Source organism: Chryseobacterium sp. CFS2 (assembly GCF_036543225.1).
GTDB lineage: Bacteria > Bacteroidota > Bacteroidia > Flavobacteriales > Weeksellaceae > Chryseobacterium > Chryseobacterium culicis_A.
Genome location: NZ_JAZHQU010000010.1, coordinates 34,715 through 56,057, shown reverse-complemented (window position 1 = coordinate 56,057; position 21,343 = coordinate 34,715). Strand labels below are relative to the sequence as shown.

The 21,343-nt window shown below is 36.6% G+C and carries 13 protein-coding genes; 7 read left to right on the top strand and 6 right to left on the bottom strand.

The window, feature by feature from the left end; all coding sequences use genetic code 11:
* The first annotated feature begins 132 nt into the window (after positions 1-132).
* The gene (locus ODR02_RS20255) at positions 133-1,572 is read left to right on the top strand and encodes a helix-turn-helix transcriptional regulator (protein ID WP_309513263.1); all 1,440 of its coding nucleotides are present in this window, start codon (positions 133-135) and stop codon (positions 1,570-1,572) included.
* A gap of 83 nt (positions 1,573-1,655) precedes the next feature.
* On the opposite strand, the gene ODR02_RS20250 is transcribed toward ODR02_RS20255, so the two are convergent.
* Genes ODR02_RS20250 through ODR02_RS20240 form a run of 3 tightly spaced genes read right to left on the bottom strand, consistent with a single transcriptional unit; the run spans position 1,656 to position 9,504 of the window.
* Complete coding sequence (locus ODR02_RS20250) at positions 1,656-2,093, bottom strand: hypothetical protein (RefSeq protein WP_209784118.1); 438 nt, start codon at positions 2,091-2,093, stop codon at positions 1,656-1,658.
* Positions 2,094-2,121: 28 nt separating this feature from the next.
* Positions 2,122-4,944, bottom strand: a complete 2,823-nt coding sequence (locus ODR02_RS20245) for a T9SS type B sorting domain-containing protein (protein ID WP_309513262.1) — start codon at positions 4,942-4,944, stop codon at positions 2,122-2,124.
* A 51-nt stretch (positions 4,945-4,995) separates the two neighbouring features.
* A complete protein-coding gene (locus tag ODR02_RS20240) occupies positions 4,996-9,504 on the bottom strand; it encodes a fibronectin type III domain-containing protein (protein ID WP_309513261.1) in 4,509 nt (1,502 codons plus the stop codon).
* 775 nt (positions 9,505-10,279) lie between these two features.
* Here ODR02_RS20240 and ODR02_RS20235 point away from each other — a divergent pair.
* The gene (locus tag ODR02_RS20235; RefSeq protein WP_309513260.1) at positions 10,280-11,038 is read left to right on the top strand and encodes a response regulator transcription factor; all 759 of its coding nucleotides are present in this window, start codon (positions 10,280-10,282) and stop codon (positions 11,036-11,038) included.
* Positions 11,039-11,202: 164 nt separating this feature from the next.
* Here ODR02_RS20235 and ODR02_RS20230 read toward each other — a convergent pair whose 3' ends face one another.
* Positions 11,203-11,562, bottom strand: coding sequence for a prevent-host-death protein (locus ODR02_RS20230; protein WP_105681978.1), 360 nt, complete (start codon positions 11,560-11,562; stop codon positions 11,203-11,205).
* A 253-nt stretch (positions 11,563-11,815) separates the two neighbouring features.
* On the opposite strand from ODR02_RS20230, the gene gndA reads away from it, so the two are divergent.
* From gndA to ODR02_RS20205, 5 genes are all read left to right on the top strand, one after another.
* Positions 11,816-13,234, top strand: a complete 1,419-nt coding sequence (gene gndA, locus ODR02_RS20225; RefSeq protein ID WP_309513259.1) for an NADP-dependent phosphogluconate dehydrogenase — start codon at positions 11,816-11,818, stop codon at positions 13,232-13,234.
* An 11-nt stretch (positions 13,235-13,245) separates the two neighbouring features.
* Positions 13,246-14,727 carry a glucose-6-phosphate dehydrogenase gene (zwf, locus tag ODR02_RS20220; RefSeq protein WP_209784123.1) on the top strand — a complete coding sequence of 494 codons (1,482 nt, stop codon included), beginning with the start codon at positions 13,246-13,248 and terminating at the stop codon, positions 14,725-14,727.
* A gap of 27 nt (positions 14,728-14,754) precedes the next feature.
* Positions 14,755-15,465 carry a 6-phosphogluconolactonase gene (gene pgl / locus ODR02_RS20215; protein ID WP_209784124.1) on the top strand — a complete coding sequence of 237 codons (711 nt, stop codon included), beginning with the start codon at positions 14,755-14,757 and terminating at the stop codon, positions 15,463-15,465.
* 684 nt (positions 15,466-16,149) lie between these two features.
* On the top strand, positions 16,150-16,788 hold the full coding sequence (locus ODR02_RS20210) for a TetR/AcrR family transcriptional regulator (protein WP_209784125.1): 639 nt from the start codon (positions 16,150-16,152) through the stop codon (positions 16,786-16,788).
* A 721-nt stretch (positions 16,789-17,509) separates the two neighbouring features.
* Complete coding sequence (locus tag ODR02_RS20205) at positions 17,510-18,148, top strand: TetR/AcrR family transcriptional regulator (protein ID WP_209784126.1); 639 nt, start codon at positions 17,510-17,512, stop codon at positions 18,146-18,148.
* A 112-nt stretch (positions 18,149-18,260) separates the two neighbouring features.
* Here ODR02_RS20205 and ODR02_RS20200 read toward each other — a convergent pair whose 3' ends face one another.
* Entirely contained in the window at positions 18,261-19,736 is a 1,476-nt protein-coding gene (locus ODR02_RS20200) for a serine hydrolase domain-containing protein (protein ID WP_309513258.1), read from the bottom strand.
* A 138-nt stretch (positions 19,737-19,874) separates the two neighbouring features.
* Positions 19,875-21,029 (bottom strand): helix-turn-helix domain-containing protein, encoded by a 1,155-nt coding sequence (locus ODR02_RS20195; RefSeq protein WP_309513257.1) that lies wholly within the window; start codon positions 21,027-21,029, stop codon positions 19,875-19,877.
* Between the last annotated feature and the right edge of the window lie 314 nt (positions 21,030-21,343).

The following is a 21,343-nucleotide window of genomic DNA, read 5'->3' as shown; positions in this document are numbered from 1 at the left end:
GGTAATTGCTAATTTTGTAATGCAACTAATGTTTTGTTGTTGTTTTGTTATATAGAGTATGTAATACGTATGTATTGTATGTAAATTAGTAGTAGTGTAGTATTAATATTACATTTGTATTTTGTCGGAATTATGGTAAAAAAGCTAACTGTTTTCTTCTTATTGATTTCTTCCTTTTTCTATTCACAGCATACAGAAAAGGAGCTAAAGAATGTGCTGTTTGACATAGATTTTTCTACTGCCGGACCTAGAGAAATAGAAAAGATTGACAGCCTTATTAAGGTTTGTAAAAAAGATTCCTATAATGATTGTGCCGCATTAGGATACCTCAAAATTGCCAATATCTACGATAAAATGAATGATACAAAGAAATCCTTTTATTATATCAATAAAGTAGAAAAAGAAAACCTCATCAATTCAGATACTGACTTTGAAGTCATTTTTTACCTCCATATGCAAAAGTCTTTTTTATACCAGAAGCTGGGGGAAAGGGTTGCATCCTTTAAACAATTGGAGGAAATCTATGATAAGGCAATGAAAACAGACAATGCATATTTTATTTATCTGATTAACCGGCAATATGCCAGTAAATATGATGAAGTCAATAAAAAGGAATTGTCATTGAAGTATAATAGAACAGCATACAAATATTCAAAGATTTACAGAGAAAATAAAGGTAACCGCTACAGGATAGATAAAAACAGATTGAGTAACAGCTATAAAACTTCAGCTTATCTTGGGGGAATTTATACTGACCTCAATCAATTAGATTCTGCAAAAATATATATTGAAGAAGCCATTCACAATGAAAAAAAGATTAATGATATTGGGGTAAAATATATTACTGCTTTCTATGCCGGAAGATATTTTAGGGCTGTTAAAAATGTTGAACAGGCTCAGTATTATTTATGGATATGTAAAAATATTGCTAAAAATTATTATAAAAGTGAAAATTATCAGATTGCTGTAGCAGGAGAACTTAAAGCTTTATACGAAAGTCTTGGGCAAAAAGACAGTATCGGTTATTATTCTAACTGGTTGTTGGATATAGAGTCTTTAAGCAGCGAGCAATACCAAACCCTGAATGATACTGTAGATCAACAGAATGAATTAGAAAATGCCGAGAGAAAGAAGGAAACAAAAAACCTTTTCTTCATCCTGTCATTGAGCATTGCCGCATGTCTTCTCTTTATATTTCTTTTCTTGTATTACTATAGAAAACACAAGAGTAAAAATCTGGATAAGATTGATATCCCTCATCAGATGCCGGTACAGGAGAGTATTTTTAAGGAAGTTATACAGCTCGCCAAAGAAAATAATCCTGAGTTTTTAACTCGTTTCAATGAGTATTGCCCACATTTTTCAGAGGAGCTGCTGAAAGTTTCTCCGTTGAAAATTTCGGAAATAAGATTCTGTGCCTATATCTACCTTAATTTTTCTACAAAAGAAATCGCCGAATATACATTTACTTCAGTACGTACAGTGCAGACCAAAAAGTATAATCTAAGGAAAAAGCTGAATATTCCCGGTGATATGGATATTTATGTGTGGTTTTCTAAATTATTGAAATAAAGTCTGGCATCATTCCTCAAAATAAGAGAGGCTATTTCACTTTGAAATAGCCTCTGCTTTTAAATTAATATCCGATGCGGTCATTAATTTCTTATGGTGGAAATATGAATGTATTGTTGTCCGTTGGTATCTTTAAGCTCAATGTTACCAATCATATCATTATAGACCAGACATGTGGTGTCATTGAACAGATACCCTTCAATAAACACAGGTCTGTCTTTAGGAAGATTATTCTGCTCATTCAGCATTTCCAGTGATAAGCTGTCAGGAAATCCTGCATTTTTTTTAAACCTGATTTCTATTAAACCATGGTCTGCCAGATAATCAAATTTCTTTAAATGGGAAGGCAGGCTGGCTTTGGTTTTAAAAACGGTTACCTTTTCAATACTGCTTTTGTAAAGATCAAACATAGTGTCCGTTCCAATGGCATTATTATAAACCGCAAACTTTACATGGGTATTTTTTTGCGCCAGCAGTACTCCTGAAAAGAATACAAGCAATAGATATAATAGCTTTTTCATAATTAAAATAAATTTTTTGAAGGTTTGATTAATTTCTGTTTTTTACCATAATCCATCCCGTATATTTTATCGGGGTCTGTTTTTTGTTATTTTCATTCCATCCCATATCAAACCAATAGTTTCCGGTAGATACTTTCTTACCGCCAATGCCGCCGTCCCATTGATAGCCGTTTAATTTACTTCCTTCATGAATCTTGCTTCCATAACGGTCATAAATACTGAATTTGAAATTAGGTTTTCCAGCGAGAGCAGAATAATCAAGCACATCATTTATTCCGTCGCCATTAGGAGTGATGATATTAATAAGGTTAGGTACTGTAATTTCTACCTCTACAGGAGTACAGTTATAAGAGTCTTTTACATAAAACGTGTGGGTTCCGCGCGGAACATTGGTAAATACATTTTCATTCTGCCAGTTGATATTATCCATGGAATACTGATAAGGCGCTGTTCCTCCGATTACAGTGAGTGTAACCGAATTATTGCTGATGTTAACATCCGAAATAACAGGATGCTCAGAAGGATAAACCTTTACAGTCTGTCTGGTGGTACATTCTCTGTTTTTAAGATCTACCCAATACGTTCCCACTCCGACATTGTTGATGGATGGTGTTGTTGCTCCGGTACTCCATAGGTAAGAGGTGAATCCGGGGCCGGCATCCAGAGTGGTGGTATTTTCCATACAGATAATTTTATCTTTTAATACATCCGAGTAGGAAGGAGGAATAACCGTAAGGGTAACCTCTGCAATTCTGTAACATCCGTTGGCATTGCTTACCTTAATATAAACCACTCCGTCTGGAGCAATATAACTGGCTGGGGTCAGGATTTCATTGGTTCCGCTGTGGGCATCGGCAGGAGAAGGATAATATTGTTTGATTGTTCCCGGCTGTACATTCACTCCTGCTGAAGTTAAATTAAACAGACCCAATACAGGATTGGAAGGCTCAAAACATGATCTTAAGGCAGCATCTTTAACAATTGGGCTTTCGGAAACCGTTAGCGTTAAAGTTATCTGCTCACAATCTGTAAAGTCAGGATTGTTTCCACAAAACTTATAAACAATAGTGTCTGTACCCATATACCCGAAATTCGGGACATACGTAATCACTCCTGCCGGATCAATAGTAGCGGTACCGTTTGCCGGAGGTGTTAAAATAGTTACTGTACTCGGAACATAACTTTGAGTAGAATTGGTAAACTGAGGAACGATAGCCTGATAGCCTTCGCAGACAGTCATTGCTTTGGTAGACTCTTCAAGACAGGTATACACCTTATAAACCGGAGTGATTGCCGGAGTACATGAACCTACAGCGATTCTTACCGTATAATTTCCGGAAACCAATGGCGTATAAGAGTTGCTATTGGCTCCTGTAATAGGGTTTCCATTCAAAAACCATTGGTAAGTATCATAGCTGTCATCCACTTCAAGAACAATACCAGGAATACATTCTCCTGTCTGTTTGGCGATCAGCGGGATGGATGAGAAACCTGCAAAATAACCTCCATATCCGGATGTGCTGTAGCCTCCATTAATCCCTGCGGTTACAGCTTTGTTAGAAATAACAGTTACATTTCCGGTAATTGATGGGATGGCATAGGTTACCCAGCTGTTATTTCCCGTTAAAGGAAAAGGACCTTCTGTTGCCAATGGAGTATTTCCATTGACGGTGACTGTAGCTCCTGCTTCTGTTAAGATATTCAGTTTTACAATAGTTCCGTTAGGAACAGTACTTGTTGTTCCTGTTCCGGTGGGCATTTCATTGATCTTCCCGATTTCATCAATTTTTCTGGGTAAAAAGCAGTTTAATGGTGGAATATAGTTGAATCCACATGTTGCGCTGCTGTTATTTACAGAAACCAGTTGGTATAAATAGACATTTTTTGAAGTGGTAATAAACATGTTAAAATGCCCGGAAGTTCCCTGCTGAACATAATTACTTCCTGAAATTCTGTAAAAATCACCACTGTTGATGGTGGCAATAGGAGTGTTGGAACCATTAATAAATATTTGGGTATGATCCTCCGTTCCAACGATGATACCTCCTTCCAGATCATCATTGGTAGATCTTGTTCTTACCATGGCAAAAGTACTTCCCAGTCTTTCTGTAGGAACAGACTGATCGAGAATGGCATCGGACCCTGATCCGGTATTGTTTCCAAAATTTCCGTTGACATTTCCGTTGGTAAGGGTAATGGGTTTATCAGAAACAATTTTAGCCCCTATAAAAGCAGACTGGTTTTGGCCACCCGTCCCAGGCCCACCTGCAAAAATAAAAGACTGTCCTTTATTAAGGGTAATAGTCTGCGTGTTGGTTACAGGTGCAGCTCCAAAGAACGTTACAGTTCCGCTCCATGTGGCAGTTACTACCGTATTGTTTTCAGTAGCCAGTATCCCTGCTGTAAAATTATATCCGCTAAGTGATGAGGTAGTAGGAGTTCCTGCGACATAGAATTCCTTACCAATCCCTGCTTTTCCTTTACTTGTTATAATTTCAGCGTGTGTAGTATTGCTTACCATTCTTAATGAACAATAAAATGGCTTTGTTCCCTGCACATGCAGTCCTTTGTTGATAACACTATAAGCGTCTGACGTTACATTTGCGGCGATAACAGCAATGGGTACAACAAATATCTGAGGAGCCCCTTTACTGATGGTAACATTTCCGATCGGAGTATTGTTGTTGTTTATCGTCACAACAAAAGGAGTTGCAGAATCAGTAGAAAGATATAATGCCTGTGTATAACTTGTGGAGGCATAATAAGGAGCAAACCAGTGATCGGTGTCTCTTTGAGCCGAAATATGAATGCCCAAAAGAATGAATAATAAACTGAATATAATATTTTTCATGAATTACAGAATTTTGATTCTAAAAAATTGAATTTTCATCTATAAAAGAGATTATGATTCCTTTATAAATTTCTTCTGAACGGTAATGCCTCCATCCTCAATCTCTATCATATACATTCCGTGGATGAGATTGCTGACATCAATAGCATTGTTAAGAATAATTCCGGTTGATATAAGTCTTCCAACAGCACTGTAAATTTTATACTGAGCCTTTGCACTTATGTTTTTTACATACAATACAGAACTTACCGGATTGGGATAAATGTGGATCTCCGATTGGTTAAGCGAATTCGGTACTGGCTGCTTCGAAATTCTGACCGTATAATCTTCCACTTCACCATCTTTGAATTTGGTACAGTTCACAGGAATACCATCTTTTTGTAAAGCTACTCTCATCACTACATATTTATGATCGGTCATACTGATGAAAGCTTCTGTCGGAACTGAGAAAACAGTACTTGCCGTTGGATTTCCATTAGGGCCGTCCGCCAGAATTCTTTCGTTGATATCAAATTCTCCGTTTCTGTTGAAGTCGATCCAGGCAGCAATACCTGCGTTAGTTCCTGAGCTTAAAGTCTTATCAATAGTAATCTGGTTTCCTTTTGATCCTTGAATCAAATCAATAAATTGTAAAGCATTTTCGGTATAATCAGAATAGGTAGATGCGAGCGATTCATTGATCATTTCCTTATTACCATTAGGTTTCACAGTAACCTTTGAAATAAATTCTGTTGTGGAATTGGCTGCTGACATCGGGCAGTAGATTACAGTAGGAGTAGTGAAATAGTATAGTTTGGTAAAATTTCCCGGTACTCCGTTACAGATATTGGCCACCTGCATTTCGTATTTGGTAAGTTCCAGCAAACCTGTAATGGTGTAAGTATTGGTAATCACAGGAACATCAGTCCAGCTTGGAATTCCTACCTTTCTGTATTTCAGCAGGTAAGTGGCTCCCGGAAACGAATCCCATACCACTTCTGCCGTTGTTGGAGTAATCTGAGTGATCATAAGCCCAGGAGGAGGGATTTCACAAATTCTTTCTGTAGTAAATACCTTCGGGTTAGACCACGGATTGGCGGTTAGTTCTCCATTACAGATATTGGCTACCTGCACTTCATACGTTTTGAATGAATCAAGGTTTGGAATCGTGTATGAATTTGCCGGTGGCTGAGGGATTGCTGGCATATTCCATGGAATAGTGCCCACTTCTCTCCATCTTAAAATATAGGACGCACTTGGAACAATTGGGTTCCAGGTAATCAGTGCTGAGTTGGAGGTTACATTGCTTATAGTTACAAATGGTGGAGTAGGATCACATCTTGTTGTAAATGTTTTTATAGGAGTGTAAGCTCCGATTCCGCCACTACCACAAACTGCTGCAATTCTTACCTCATAAGCTGTAGCCGGAGTTAAAGTATTGATTGTTATGGGCGGATTTCCTCCTAAAACAGAAAGGTTCAAAGTTGTCCAAGCAGAAGCAGGTGTTGTAACAGGTCTGTATTCCAGGATAAAAGCATTATTGTTAGTGGCTGCAGTCCAGTTTATATTCACTGAATTATGGGTAATATTGGTAAATACAGGATTTCCAGGTGTTGCATTACTGCATGGTCTTAATCTTACACTATAATCTTCTACTTCACCATTGGCTGGATCTGTACACATTACTGGAGCGCTGGTTCGTTTCATTACCACTCTCATGGTAGTTGTTAAAGGTCCTGTATAAACTCCCGTTGCGGGAACATCAAAAGTGGCTGTTATTGGAGTCGTTGTGCTGGCTGCAGAAGTCAGTACCTTTTCAGTATCGGTGAAAATTCCATCTCGGTCCCAATCGATCCATGCATTTACAGCATCAGCATATTGAGTTCCTACCCAGCCTTTAGAAACCGACAGTTGATTTCCCTGAGAACCGATTTCAAGATTAATAAGCGTGGCTGCCGATGTATAACTGATATAATTCGTCTGAACAGAAGTGTTATCCATTATCGGAAAGTTGACAGGGGTCACTTTTACATTTGAAATATAATCGTTAGTTCCTGTTCCGGTCATGCTGCAATAGGTCAGTGGCGGAGTCGTAAAACTTATGCTGGGAGAGAATGCTCCCTGGTTTCCGTTGCATATCGTTGCAATTTGTACCTGATATCCGGTCTGCTCGGTAAGTCCCGTTATGGTATAAAAGCTTTGTCCTGCAGGAAGAGTCTGCCCTGTTGGACTCGGAAGCCATGTTCCTGTACTTCCTTGTCTCCATCTGATAACATAAGTAGCATTAGCAGCAGGCATCCATGATACATAAGCGGTATTATGGGTAAGGTTGTTCACTGCAATATTAGCAGGAGCAGCAGTAGTACAAGGCTGAAGATCAATAAATTTCACATAATAATCTTCAACTTCTCCATTGCTGGTTAAAGGTCCGCAGGCGTTGGCTGGAGTGAGAGAATATACGATGACGCGCATTTTTACCTTACTTGTTCCCATATAGGCATTTGCAGGTACATCAAAAGTAGCGGTAACAGGAGTCGTGTTTGAATAGCCCAGATTCATAATTCTTTCCCCACCAGGACTTGTTACCGGATTATTATCAAAAATACCGTCACCGTTAAAATCGATCCATGCATTGGTAGAATACGTTCCTGATATAATTGATCTTCCTACAGACAACGTATTATTCACTGAATTTCTAAGCAGCGTAACTGTCTTTGCAGGATCTGTAGAGTAATCTGTATACGTTGTTGGCCCGGAATTATTACTGGTTAAAGGGACATTAGTACCGATCATAGTTACATTGTTGATATAACCGTTTGTAACGGTTGCCGTGGCTGCATTACAATAAGTCAGAGCCGGAGTTGTAAAACTGGCAGGCGCAGAAAATACGCCCTGAGTTCCACAGATTGTTGCGATCTCTACCTCATATTGTGTTTGTTCAGTTAAGGAAGTAAGCGTTACACTATTGGTAAAAGGAGTTGTTATAGTAATGGTTTGCCATGTAAGGGAAGGAGGGATTCTGTATCTTACCACATACGTTGCATTGGCTGTTGCATTCCAGGTAACATTGGCTGAGGTAGCGGTAATATTACTCACAGCAATATTGGCCGGAGGCGTATTGGTGCAGCTTGGTAACGTTGTACCTGTTAATTGTACTCTTGAAAGTACAGCATACCGGCTTGTTGCCGTAGGAAGGTTCGCCGGATCCGGATTGGTTGTTGAATTATAATAAATCATTCCACGGTTATTTCCCGCAGAATAACTTCCCCAGTTTGCGGTACATGAGGTCCCTGTTGAATTTTCGTCAACACCTATCACCACATTGCTGACACCATCCCATAAGAATGGAGTACTTAATGGAATTTCAACCCATGTACCAGCTGCCATTGTCGGTAAAGTACCGGAATACACCTGTGTTAAAGAAGTTGAAGGCACCCAGCTTGAAGTGGTTGCAAAATCTATTTGCGTGGTGTTTCCCATATAGACCACCCACTGATTATAATTAGCCTGGGCAGCAGCAGCAGTGGAAACAAAAAATCTGATGGCTGTTATATAATTATTCGTTCCTACAGCTGCTCCAATCTCTGAAGCCATATAAATCTGCTGGGAATAATTAAATCCGGAACAAGAATATACAGGTAGAAAAGCATGGGTAGCTGTACCTCCGCCAATCTGTCCTGGAGTAAAGGGAATACCTGCAATCCATGGTGATTTGTCAGTGGCGGAACAAACGGATCTTACCCACCAGTAGTAGGTAGCTCCGGAAGTAAGTGAACTGATATTAGCACTTGTTCCCGGATTGGGTGTACCCGCTGTTGCAGTGGCAGGAGGAGTATTATTTGTACTATAATAATATTCATAACCATTGGCTGGCGCTGGAGCTGGAGCAAGCGGAGCAGCCCAGTTCAGCGTTGCAGAAGCAGGTGCAATATTGGAGGCCGGTAAAGTCACTGGCTCAAAACAGGTGGGAGCCTGAATTACCTGAACCTCATCCAGTAATACATCATCATAAAAGTTTCCATTTCCTGCAGCATCTTTATCTACGGTAAACTTTAGCTGTATGGTATTTCCGACGTAACTTGCTGCCAAAGGAACACCAACTGTTCTCCATTCTGGGGAATTGGTATCACCTGACCATACCTGCACCCATCCTGAACCGTTATTTACGGCAAGTTTTAACTGATTGTTGTCGGCAGCAGGTACGGTACCGTTAAGTCCGGTCAAATGATCTTTAAACCATTCAAATTTGATATAAGGATTCGTTAATCCCGCTAAGTTAATCTGTGGGCTCACCAGTTCCACAGTGTGTTCATCAGCATAAGGTGAAGAGGCATCAACCCATGCAAAAGTTCCGGCAGGTTTTCCTCCGTTTCCGGTAGCTCCGTAGCCTGCTGCTCCGGAAAACTTCCATTTGACGTTAGCATTTGTGGATGCTGAAGAAGGGTTCTGGCTGATCCAGCATGCAGGAAGTGCACCGGTACTGAATGACTGTAAAAAAGGCACCGGAACCGGAGCGCAGGTTTGTCCCCGGGCATGACCAAAAGTCAATAAAAATAGGATAATAGGTAGAATTTTTCTCATATAGTTTCATTTTTAGTTAGAGTCTGTTATTCAATTTGCTTACTTACTCCTGTGAAAGATATGCGGAGTTCTTCCATAGAATTTGTTTGATAAATTCATGGAAAAACTCTGTTTTCAATCACAGATAGGGTAAACTGTTAAAATATATCACTGCGTTTCCTTATCACCTCTTTTAAAAAAAGTGATTAATGGATAAACAGAAAAAAATAGTAGGTACTAAGTAAGTGGGAATGGGGGAAGTTGCAGATCCGTTACAAATTTGATATTTGTTCACTGTACTGCATATAACTTGTTGCAGTTTTTAACGTGTTGGATTTCCTTTCATTTTTATATAGTTTTCTTAGATTAGTTTTTATAATGATGACTTGGGTAAAAATAATTTAATAAAATCTTAATATGACTATACTTTCGTATAGTTTTAAATCAAATACTGATGAATTAAGTTGAGGTGATTCCTCACAGAATGCTTTTGGAGAAGACAATTGGTAAGTTTTACTTTTATAATGGAATGATTTTTTTGACATAGAGTTTTCGCTTTTCGTCTTTTAATGTCGTTTCTACAGCCCTACAAGACAGAAAATATTCATTACAAATATTAAAAGTTTAATAAAAATAACAAAGTATAGATTTTTTTGATATTAAAATAAATATTTGTAGTTTTAAATTTAATTATAATTAAGTTTTAATAGATTTTTTGTTTTAATTAATTATAAATATGTTTATAAAAAGTAGTCTAATAAAATAGTTTTGTATCTCTTGTTATCATGTCAAAAATATGGGTGATAAAATAAATTCAATGTATGCCAGGAATGCGTCGGGCATGTCCATTTCTGAAAAAAAGAACGCATCAGACAAATATTTTAATGTACTTAAAGCAGTGTCGGAAACCAGCTTGGGTAGTGTTTATATTGCAGATCTTAAAACAAAGAAATTAGAATTTATTTCGGAAAATCCTCTTCTTTTTTCCGGTTTTGGGTCTGCTGAAGTTGAAAAAATGGGCTATAGCTTTTTTCGTAAATACACTAAGAAGGAAGATCTTGAAATATTAAAGAAAGTAAGTACGTATGGACTTAAGTTTTTTGAGTGTCTTTCACCCGAGGAGAAAAAAATACACACCATCACCTATGATTTTCATCTTAAATATACCAATAGTGTAGATGTGCTGGTGAATCACAGGATTACCCCCATAGAGCTCTGTGATGACGGAGAAATCTCTAAAATAGTCTGTATAGTGTCCTATTCCCTGAACCGGACTGCCGGAAATATCAGGATCATATCCAATACTTCAGAAAGCTATTGGAAGTATAATCTCTTTACAGGAAAATGGACGGAAGAATCTAAAGTAGCCTTAAAATTAAGGGAAATCGAAATCATACGATTGTACCTTCAGGGCTTGAAAATAGAAGAAATTGCAGAACAGCTGTTTGTGTCACCCAGTACAATAAAGTTTCACAGGAGCAAATTGTTTGAAAGAATTGGAGTGAAAAATATAATTGAAGCCATATCCTACGTAATAACGAATAATTTGATTTAAACTATACTTTTTACATGTTTCCAGATCGAAAAGCACTGAGAAACACCTTGCTTTTCTCCGTATTCCTTAACTGTTTTAATTTAAAATGGGTTGCTTCCTATACCTTGTTCTCCTGAAAATTCTCCCTCTACAAAATACTATAGAAGGAGAATGTCCGGAACAGCTTAGTTAAGCTGATAATTCGTAATTACTAAACTCAGGATGAAATGAACATAGTTCTCTTCTACCTCTTTTCTGTTAATCAGTTTGTTTTTGTATTCATAAGAATTCAGGTCTCTGGATAATTTCTGATACGTTTCAAAATCGTCACCTTTCACCTTTACTCTTATATTACCATCTTTTCTGTTAATAAGTACATTATCCAAAGTCCTTACTTTAAATAAAACTTCGCATAATGTAGGACGAGCCTTCATAGAACCGATATATCTTTCAACTATATTAATCTTGAACGAATCAAATATGATGTTATTAAAAACGATTTTAGAATTAGGCTCCTGAGTGTTGAGTTCAAGTTTATAGTTCATTACTTTATAAATTTTGGCAAATATAAGTTTAATTATGCCAAAAAACAGACTGTTTTAATAGATCATTCCCATATTAATGATTGAATTTTATTCTGTAAACACAAAATCATATGAAAATGTGAATATTAGGGGCTTATAAATCAGGGTAAAACAAAGGAGTTATAAACTTTTTCTTTCCTTTTATTTTTTTCATTATAGGCATTTACGTAATTTTATTCTCTGTATAACAAAAATTCATATTAATACCAATATAATGGAAAGATATAGTTATGGAATGGTTGGCCTTGGAGTAATGGGGCGGAATCTGCTTTATAATATCGCTGACAATGGTTTTTCAATCGCAGGATTCGACCTTGATCAGGAGAAAGTTAAAGAATTAGAAGGCGGAGCTGCTTCCGAAATGAAAGTAAAAGGTACAGGCTCTCTGGAAGATTTTGTATCTGCACTGGAAGTCCCAAGAAAAATTATTCTTATGGTGCCTGCAGGAAAACCTGTAGATGCTGTGCTGGAAAACATTACCCCGCTTTTAAACGAAGGTGATATCGTAATTGATGCAGGAAATTCTTATTTTGAAGACACCAACAGACGTGTTGCTGATCTGGCATCCAAAAAACTGCATTTTATGGGAATGGGTGTGTCAGGTGGTGAAAAAGGAGCGAGAACAGGTCCAAGTATAATGCCTGGAGGAGATCTGGAAGCATTCAAACTTCTGAAACCAATGCTTGAAGCCATTGCTGCAAAAGTAGACAATGAAGCATGTACAGCTTATATGGGGAAAGGGTCTGCCGGAAACTATGTGAAAATGGTACACAACGGTATTGAATATGCCATCATGCAGCTTATCAGTGAAGCTTATGACCTTCTGAAAAGAGGTGCAGGCTTAAATAATGACCAGCTATATCAGGTATTCAGAGAATGGAATAATGGTGAAATGAACTCATTCCTTATTGAAATTACCAGAGATATTTTTACCCAGAAAGATGATTTGACAGACAACTACCTTGTTGATGTGATTTTAGATAAGGCCGGAGCGAAAGGAACCGGAAAATGGACCTCTGAGCAAGCTATGGAAATCGGGGTTTCTATTCCTACAATTGATATTGCGGTAACGTCAAGAATTCTGTCTGCTTATAAAAACGAGAGAATTCAGGCTTCAAAAATATATACTGAAAAAGAAATCACAAAACCGGAAAACACAGAATTGTTTATTCAGGAAGTAGGTGATGCTCTTTTCCTTTCCACATTAGTCAGCTATGCCCAGGGATTATCATTACTGGTAAAAGCTTCTGAAGAATATGGTTTTGAAATCCCATTGAAAGATGTTGTGAAAATCTGGCGAGGAGGATGTATCATCCGTTCTGTTTTGCTGGAAAAATTCTATTCAGCATATACTCAAAATCCTAATCTTTCCAATATCCTGCTTGATCATGATATTTCTGAACTGGTAAAATCAAAAATCAAAGCGTTAAGAAAAACTGCCGGATATGCTGTTACAAACGGAATCTCAAGCTTAGGAATTCAGACGGCGTTGGGATATTTTGATGCTTATACCACAGAATCTCTTCCTGTGAATCTGATCCAGGCTCAGCGTGATTATTTCGGGGCTCATACGTATCAGCGTATCGACAGGGAAGGAGTTTTCCATACCTCTTGGCAAAGTGCAAACAATTAAAATTCGGAAAAATGAATCAAAATAGAATCTTGCAGCCAACAACTATCGTTATTTTTGGTGCTACAGGAGATCTGGCAAAAAGAAAACTTTTTCCGGCATTTTACAACTTATATATCGATGGCAGAATGCCCAAAGGCTTCAATATTGTAGCGCTGGGAAGGGCAGAAAATACCGATGAAAATTTCAGAAATTACATCAAAGAAAATCTCGAGAGCTTCTCCAGAAAAAAAGTAACATCTGAAGACTGGGCAGGTTTCCAGGCTCATATAACTTATTTTCAGCATCAGCTGGATGAAGAAAGTTCTTATGAAAATCTACAACAGAAGTTGCAGAATTTTGATACCGTTTACGGAATGAGAGGCAACAGGTTGTTTTACCTGTCAATTGGCCCTAATTTCATTTCTACGATATCCAATCATATCAAAACTACATCATTAGCTTCCGATCCGAAAAAAGACCGTATTATTATTGAAAAACCTTTTGGTCACAATAAACAGTCCGCAATCGAACTTAATAGCCTTCTGGCAAAAACCTTTGAGGAAGAACAGATCTATCGTATTGATCATTATCTGGGAAAGGAAACAGTACAAAATATATTGGCATTCCGGTTTGGGAACTCTATTTTTGAACCTTTATGGGACCATAAATATATAGAGTCCGTACAGATTACGGTGGCAGAAGAAGTGGGAGTTGAGACCAGAGGAGCCTTTTATGAACAGACCGGAGCTTTGAGAGATATGATTCAGAATCACCTCTTGCAAATCCTGTGCATGGTAGCTATGGAACCGCCTGCTTCATTGCAGTCAGGGGAAATCAGAGATCGTAAAGTAGATGTTTTGAAATCTATCCGCAGAATTTCTTCTGATCAGGTTGATCATTATGCCGTAAGGGGACAATATGGAAAAGGTATTGTGAATGGAATGGAAGTGAAAGGATATCGTCAGGAAGATGGAATTGCTTCAGATTCCAATACTGAAACTTTTGCGGCGATCAAATTCTACCTGGATAACGAAAGATGGCAGGATGTTCCTTTCTATGTTCGTACCGGAAAGAAAATGAAAGAAAAGCACTCTTATATTACCATTCAGTTTAAACCGCTTCCTCATTCCACATTCTCAGACAGTCCTCATCATTTATCAGCCAATAGACTGATTATTAATATTCAGCCGATGATGGATATCAGACTGCAGTTTATGACGAAGAAACCAGGACTTACCCTGGATTTGAAACCTGCCGAAATGATCTTTGATAATTTTGCCTGTCAGGAAGATACTCCGGAAGCTTATGAAACTCTTTTACAGGATGCCCTTTTAGGAGATCTTACCTTATTTATGCGTTCTGATCAGGTGGAAGAAGCATGGGATGTTGTCACCACAATACAGGAAGCATGGGAAAATAACAAAGACCTGTCTTTCCCGAATTATAAAGCGGGAAGCTGGGGGCCGGAAGATGTTAATGCTTTGGTTGAAAGACAAGGACACAGCTGGGTATAAAACAATATAAAATTTAAACAAAGAAAAATGAATATTACAGTATTTGACGATCTGGAAAAACTGTACACAAAGGCAGCAGATGCATTTGTTGACCTTTCAAAAAAATCTATTCAGAAAAATGGCCGTTTTGTAGTGGCTTTAAGCGGAGGTTCTTCACCTAAAGCTATTTTCAAGTTATTGGCAGCACCGGAATATAAAGAACAGATAGAGTGGAATAAAGTCTACTTTTTTTGGGTCGATGAAAGATGGGTTCCTTTAAATGATGATAAAAGTAACTTCCGGATGACGGATCAAGCCCTTTTAAGCCAGGTTCCTGTTGATAAAAGCCATGTTTTCCCTATGTATAGTGACGGAAAACTTCCTGAAGACTATGCAAAAACCTATGAACAAGAGATCAGAAATGTTCTTGGTGATGAAGGTATTTTTGATTTTATTCTTTTAGGAATGGGAGATGATGGTCATACAGCCTCATTATTTCCGGGTGAAGAAGTGTTGCATGAAAAAGAAAAATGGGTATCTGCCTATTATCTGAAGCCTCAGGAAATGTTCCGGATCACACTGACCGCACCATTGATTAACAAAGCTGAAAATATTCTTGTAGTAGCCTTTGGAGAATCTAAAAAACATGCTCTGAATGAAGTACTGAATGGTGAATATAATCCTGAATTATATCCAATGCAGCTTATTGAAAGAAAAGAAGGGTTTCAATTTTTCACAGATGAAAAAGCGAAAAGCTGATTTTTTTAACCGTAATAAAATACAAGAGACTGTCCTGAGACAGTCTCTTTTCATATCAACTATTATAATACCGATATCGGCATATACAATCTTCTTTATAAATTCAAAGCTCATTACTTCAAATTTAAAAACAGTATCACTAGAGAAGTAATGATACTGTTGCATTTAGTGTTTTTACCTTAGTTGCTTGTTTTCGAAACCTGTCATTTCCTTCAACTCACATAGTGTTTCTATATAAAATGGTTATTAGTTTGGAGCAAATATACAAAATAAGACACTTCGTAGTGTCTAATGATGAAAAAAATATGTTAATTTTTAATTAATAAATATAAAGCATTGTAAAATAGTGTGTTATTGTGAATAATGCCATCCTGAAAATTGGATTTAATTGAAAAAAAACTGAAATATGATCTATTGGGTAATGATGAATGCGGAATGTTCATAAATAAAAACAGCAACACTAGAATATAGTGATGCCGTATGAGTTATATTTCTCTCAGTGATTGAATAGTAAAATATTTAAACTGAGTGAACTAACGATACAATCTGATCTCTCTTAATCTCATAATTTAGATCATTTGCTTAAAAAAGTGGTTATTAGTTTTTGCAAATATATACATTTAGACACTAAAAAGTGTCTAAAATGAAAAAAATTTCTTAAACTTGTACGATTGAAAGTTTACCATGGAAAGAAAGTCTGCAGCAGGAAGTATCCGGAACAAGGAACGCAGTAAAAAAAAGTTTTTGGACGCGGTTGGAAAAATACTGAGAACCAAAGGATATACTGCCTTGAAAGTGAATAGTATTGCTGCTACAGCCGGGGTAGATAAGAAAATGATCTATTCTTATTTTGGAGGTATAGACGGACTGATCGATGAGTACATCCAGTCACAGGATTACTGGAGCAGGGTAACCACTGAAGAAATTGTGAAAATAAAGCCCAAATTAGATGACGGAGGGAAATCCTTTATGGAAAAAATGCTTTTTTCTCAATTTGATTATGTGAATACCAACAAAGAAGCACAAAAACTACTCCTATGGCGTCTGTCTGAACCCCGTAAAGCTTTAAAGAAACTTACCGATACCCAGGAAGAAAATGGAGAATACATCTTTAAGCTGTTGATGGATCCTTATTTTAAAGATAATACTGAAGGTGTACGCTCCATCATGGCGATTATGGTTTCCGGACTTTATTATCTGAATATGTATGCGGCAATAAATGGAAGTATTTTCTGTGGCATCGATGTTAACACTCCTGAGGGAAGGGATAAGATCAAGCAAGCTGTTTCTTTCATGTTACATCATACTTATGAAAATCTGTAAGTGTGTAATTTTTTAAGAATAGAGAACCTTATAAAAAAACAAAACCATTAGAAATCTAATGGTCTGTCTATAAGTTGTGTTTCTACCTTAGTTGTTTCGGTTTCGAAATTGTCTTAAAGTAAGGGAACTCAATAATACAATTTGGATTGTTTTATTTTTCAACCTAATAGTGTTTTAAAATATATAGTTGGTTTTAGTTTGTACAAATATATAAAATAAGACACTGTGAAGTGTGTAAAATGTTAAAATTTTTCATAATTTTATTTAATTGTCTGAATTTCAATATATTATTTTTTGTAATAGATGTAAATACTTCTCTGAATAGATGCTGACAGTTCAGTTTAATCTATAAAATATAGAAGAAGATATTTCTATAAAGCAGCAAAATGTTTATTAAAAAAGAATGGGCCATAAAAAATATCTATAGAAAAGTATTTTATTTAATATGAAACCATTTTTTAAGAAATAAAAACAGCACCACTATGGAAAAAATGATGCTGTTGGTTGTGTTTTTACCTCAGTCGTGAATGTTCGAAATATTTTAAACTGAGGGAACTAACGATACAATCTGAATAGTTTTTAATTTTTTGATCTCGATCGTGTTTTTATATAGAGAATGGTATTAGTTTGTGCAAATATATACAAATAGTTGATATTAGACACTCGTTGGTGTCTAAAATGATAAAAAAATTTCTTAAACTTGTATATTGAATGTTTAGTCATGGAAAGAAAGTCAGCATCAGGGAGTATTAGAAATAAGGAGCGTAGCAAAAAAAAGTTTTTGGATGCCGTGGGGAAAATTCTCAAAACGAAGGGACATGCAGGGTTGAAGATTAATGATATCGCTGCTACTGCCGGGGTAGATAAAAAAATGATCTACACGTATTTTGGCGGAATGGATGGCCTGATGGACGAATATGTCCGTACACAAGACTTCTGGGTGAAAGCAACCAGCGAAGAAGTTGAAAAAATGAAACCCAATCTTGAAGACGGAGGAAAAGAATTTATTCAGCATATGCTTCAGTCACAGTTCGATTATGTGTACACCAATAAAGAAGCTCAAAAATTACTGTTGTGGACGATTTCTGAACCTAGAAAATCATTGAAAAAACTGATTGATACTCAGGAAGAAAACGGAGAGTATATCTTCAAATTATTAATGGAATCCCGTTTCAAAGATAAAATGGATACCTATCGTTCCATTATGGCGATCATGGTTTCCGGACTTTATTATCTGAATATGTTTGCCTCCCTAAATGGCAGCCTATTCTGCGGAATAGATACGAACACTCCTGAAGGACGCGAGAAAATCAAAAAAGCAATATCCTTTATGGTTGATCAGACCTACGAAAACCTTTAATCTACTGTAAAGAACATAATAAAAAGAGGCAGTAATCTGCCCCTTAAATGGTGGAATTGACGAATAATGGAATTGGCCGGCAATTGCTTATTGAACCAATTCGCAGTTTTGCTTAGTCCTGTGCTATTTTTTCTTTATCAAGTGCTACTTTAGTATTCAGATTACCTCTTATTAAAGTGACTGAACTTGGTTTCCCGTTGGTAAAATCAAACTTCAGCAAATTAGGATAATCAACAATTTTAAACAGTCCATTTTTTAAATATACCAGTTCATTATCATTTTTGCCTTTAAACATTTCTAAAATTGGAGATTCAACATACAGGCGGTTATTTTTTTCTACTATTTTAGTTACCATTTTTTGTGAATAGAGAAAATCATCATAAGTCCCTACCAGTTTCTCTTTTAGCTCTAAAGGTATTTCCTGAATGTTTTCATGATCTGATTCTCCGTTCCAGTTCATCAGGCTCAGAATTTTTCTTTGCGTTTGAATCATCACAGGAATACGATTAGGCTTTTCCCCATTGGCTAGGAATGCAAAACCATTTCCGTCTTTCATTGTCGCAAAAGTATTGCCGCCCACTCCCGTATTGGAACCATTACATGAAAACCATTCATAATTATTGTATCCAAAAGATTTCTGCCATCCATATCCCCAACCGCCTACTGCATTTTTTAAAGCAGAGACTTCCGTTATTCTTTTTGCTACCTGATGAGAGATCACTTTGTTGTTTTTATTGCGCAATGCATTCTGGATCTCAATCGAAAGTTTAGCAAGATCTGAAGGGGTAGACCAAAGTCCTGATGCTGCCACTTGTGGAGTGATAGGCAAGCCGGTTTTAATCACATTACCATCTTTATCATGAACAAGAGCCACATTGGTGGGAAATCCATTTTCGTTGGGCTGAATCATCGTTGTATTTTTCAGACCAAGAGGTGAGAAAATATAGGTATGGGCAAGTTCTGCAATAGATTGATGTAGAGTGTCTTCCAGTGCCATCTGAACAATTACATAACCACCTCCGCTGTACTGCCAGTCAGTTCCCGGAGTAAACAGAAATTCAATTTCTTTATCATATCTGGGGATTTGCCCTAAAAGACTTTGCTGTAGAGTAGGGATCTTTTCACCTTCATAATGGTCTTCAAATCCACTCTGGCTTGTACCTGCGGTATGGTTCAGAAATTGTCTCCAGGTTGGACTGTTATTTTCAGTCAGCTTACTTTTTGGCAAGTGCCATCGTTTCAGGTATTTGTCTATAGGTTCATCTAAATTGATTAACCCTTTTTCTTCAAGAATATGGCAAAGAAGCGAGGTAATTGGTTTGGCAATAGATGCCGTGGAAAAAGCGGTATTTTCATCTATCTTTTCTTTAGAATTTATAGACTTTAATCCAAACTGTTTTGAATATACAATCTTATAATTTTCAAAGACAACAAGGCTAAATCCGGATAGCTTATATTTTCCCAGTTGTGACTCAATATTTAAACTATCTGTAAGAAAGTTATAGTCTTTCTTTCTGGAAATATTCTGCCCAAAAGTAAAAGTGCTTATTAGTAATAGTACTGCTAAAAGATTGAATGAGGTTTTCATTGTATCGTTATTTATGGTTAAACATTATTATGATACAAATGTGAGAAAGCAGCTGATCCTATGCGACCGAGTACATGTAATTGGACGGATTTGACTAAAAAAATAAGTACGAATACTTTAGATTCGAAGTACGAGTAATTACAATGTGTTGTTTTGTAGTAACTTACGGTATTCTGTTGGCGTATTTCCTGTATGTTTTTTAAAAGCAGTATTAAATGAAGATTTTGAATTAAAACCTACTTCATACAAGATTTCAAGAATAGTTACCTTCGTTTTTGTAGCATCTTTTAAAATATCCATAGCATATTCTATCCGATAGGTATTTATGAAATCATAAAAATGCTGTCCTAGCTGATGATTGATTAACACAGATAATTCACGGGTAGGAATTCCAATATGATCAGAAATATTCTGAATGGTTATCGAAGGATTCAGGAAGGGTTTTTCTGCGGTCATAAAATGCTTTAACTTCAGAAGTTCCTCATTGTACTCTTTTTCATCTACAGCTTCAGGCTCATTCTTTTTTTCCTCAGAAATAATATCAGAAACAAGCTTTAATTTTGAATCGATGTTTCTGAATAGACCGGGATTGTTGAGCGCTTTAAACAAATACCAGCACACAATAAACAATTGAGAAACCAGGATTCCGATTTTTATCCACTCCGAGATGTAGGGATAATCTGAGAATTTAAAAATATTTTTTAAAAGTGCGGTTAAATACACAACAGCAAGCACACTGGTGAATTGGAACAACCAGTGGTAAGAATTGATATTGGTACCGGAATAGTTCTCGAGATATAATTTTTTTGCTTTCCTCAATAGGATAAAAACAGCCGTAAAATAGATAAATGTCTGAATATGAAAAAGAATATGATTGAACTGGATCTCTATCATATTTTGACGATCCATAATGAAATCAATTTTAGAAGCAGTATCCACTGAATAAAAACGGGGGATCAAAGCGATATTGGCTGCTAAGAAAGGAAGTAGGTGTATGAGATATTTAGGTTTAAATTTAAAATCAGAATAACAAACCGATAGTACATACAGGTAAAAGGTTGGAATCTGTAGAAAGGCAAGAGTGTTTCTTAGCATTCCAAAATTTGAAGGAACATCCGTTATGAGACTCAATAAGGGTTCGCTAATGTCTATTGCAGTGATGATGAGGAACAAAGCAAAAAGAGAATTACTTGTTTTATGCTTTGTTTTAACGGTAATGAGAAAAAATGCAAGAAAAAATGAAATGAACAAAGAGATTATTGTTACAATAATTAATAAATTATTCTTATCCATTTTTTATTTTTTTGTTCATAGTTCAATAGTCTTTCTGGTTTGCAATTGAATTTCGTGAAGCTAAAGTAAGGCTTGAAATTCAAAATGAAACTGTGCAAATATAGACATTAGATTGAAATAATATATTTTTTTAAAAAGATGTTCTGGCTCCCATATTGATTCTCTAAATCATTTGAAGTAACAGTCATGTAAATAAGTGTTTAAAGTTTTTTTTGTTCTGGAAAACAGACTGTGAGTGAAGATAAATAATAGGCGAGTACCTGACATTTTACATCAGTAGGAGACCTCATAAAGGCCTCCTACTTGATTGTGGG

Bases quoted from the DNA above. Each gene is read 5' to 3' on its own strand.
- pgl (WP_209784124.1), top strand. From the start codon at position 14,755: ATGAATATTACAGTATTTGACGATCTGGAAAAACTGTACACAAAGGCA.
- zwf (WP_209784123.1), top strand. From the start codon at position 13,246: ATGAATCAAAATAGAATCTTGCAGCCAACAACTATCGTTATTTTTGGT.
- ODR02_RS20235 (WP_309513260.1), top strand. From the start codon at position 10,280: ATGGGTGATAAAATAAATTCAATGTATGCCAGGAATGCGTCGGGCATG.
- ODR02_RS20195 (WP_309513257.1), bottom strand. From the start codon at position 21,029: ATGGATAAGAATAATTTATTAATTATTGTAACAATAATCTCTTTGTTC.
- ODR02_RS20200 (WP_309513258.1), bottom strand. From the start codon at position 19,736: ATGAAAACCTCATTCAATCTTTTAGCAGTACTATTACTAATAAGCACT.
- gndA (WP_309513259.1), top strand. From the start codon at position 11,816: ATGGAAAGATATAGTTATGGAATGGTTGGCCTTGGAGTAATGGGGCGG.
- ODR02_RS20240 (WP_309513261.1), bottom strand. From the start codon at position 9,504: ATGAGAAAAATTCTACCTATTATCCTATTTTTATTGACTTTTGGTCAT.
- ODR02_RS20245 (WP_309513262.1), bottom strand. From the start codon at position 4,944: ATGAAAAATATTATATTCAGTTTATTATTCATTCTTTTGGGCATTCAT.
- ODR02_RS20230 (WP_105681978.1), bottom strand. From the start codon at position 11,562: ATGAACTATAAACTTGAACTCAACACTCAGGAGCCTAATTCTAAAATC.
- ODR02_RS20205 (WP_209784126.1), top strand. From the start codon at position 17,510: ATGGAAAGAAAGTCAGCATCAGGGAGTATTAGAAATAAGGAGCGTAGC.
- ODR02_RS20255 (WP_309513263.1), top strand. From the start codon at position 133: ATGGTAAAAAAGCTAACTGTTTTCTTCTTATTGATTTCTTCCTTTTTC.
- ODR02_RS20250 (WP_209784118.1), bottom strand. From the start codon at position 2,093: ATGAAAAAGCTATTATATCTATTGCTTGTATTCTTTTCAGGAGTACTG.
- ODR02_RS20210 (WP_209784125.1), top strand. From the start codon at position 16,150: ATGGAAAGAAAGTCTGCAGCAGGAAGTATCCGGAACAAGGAACGCAGT.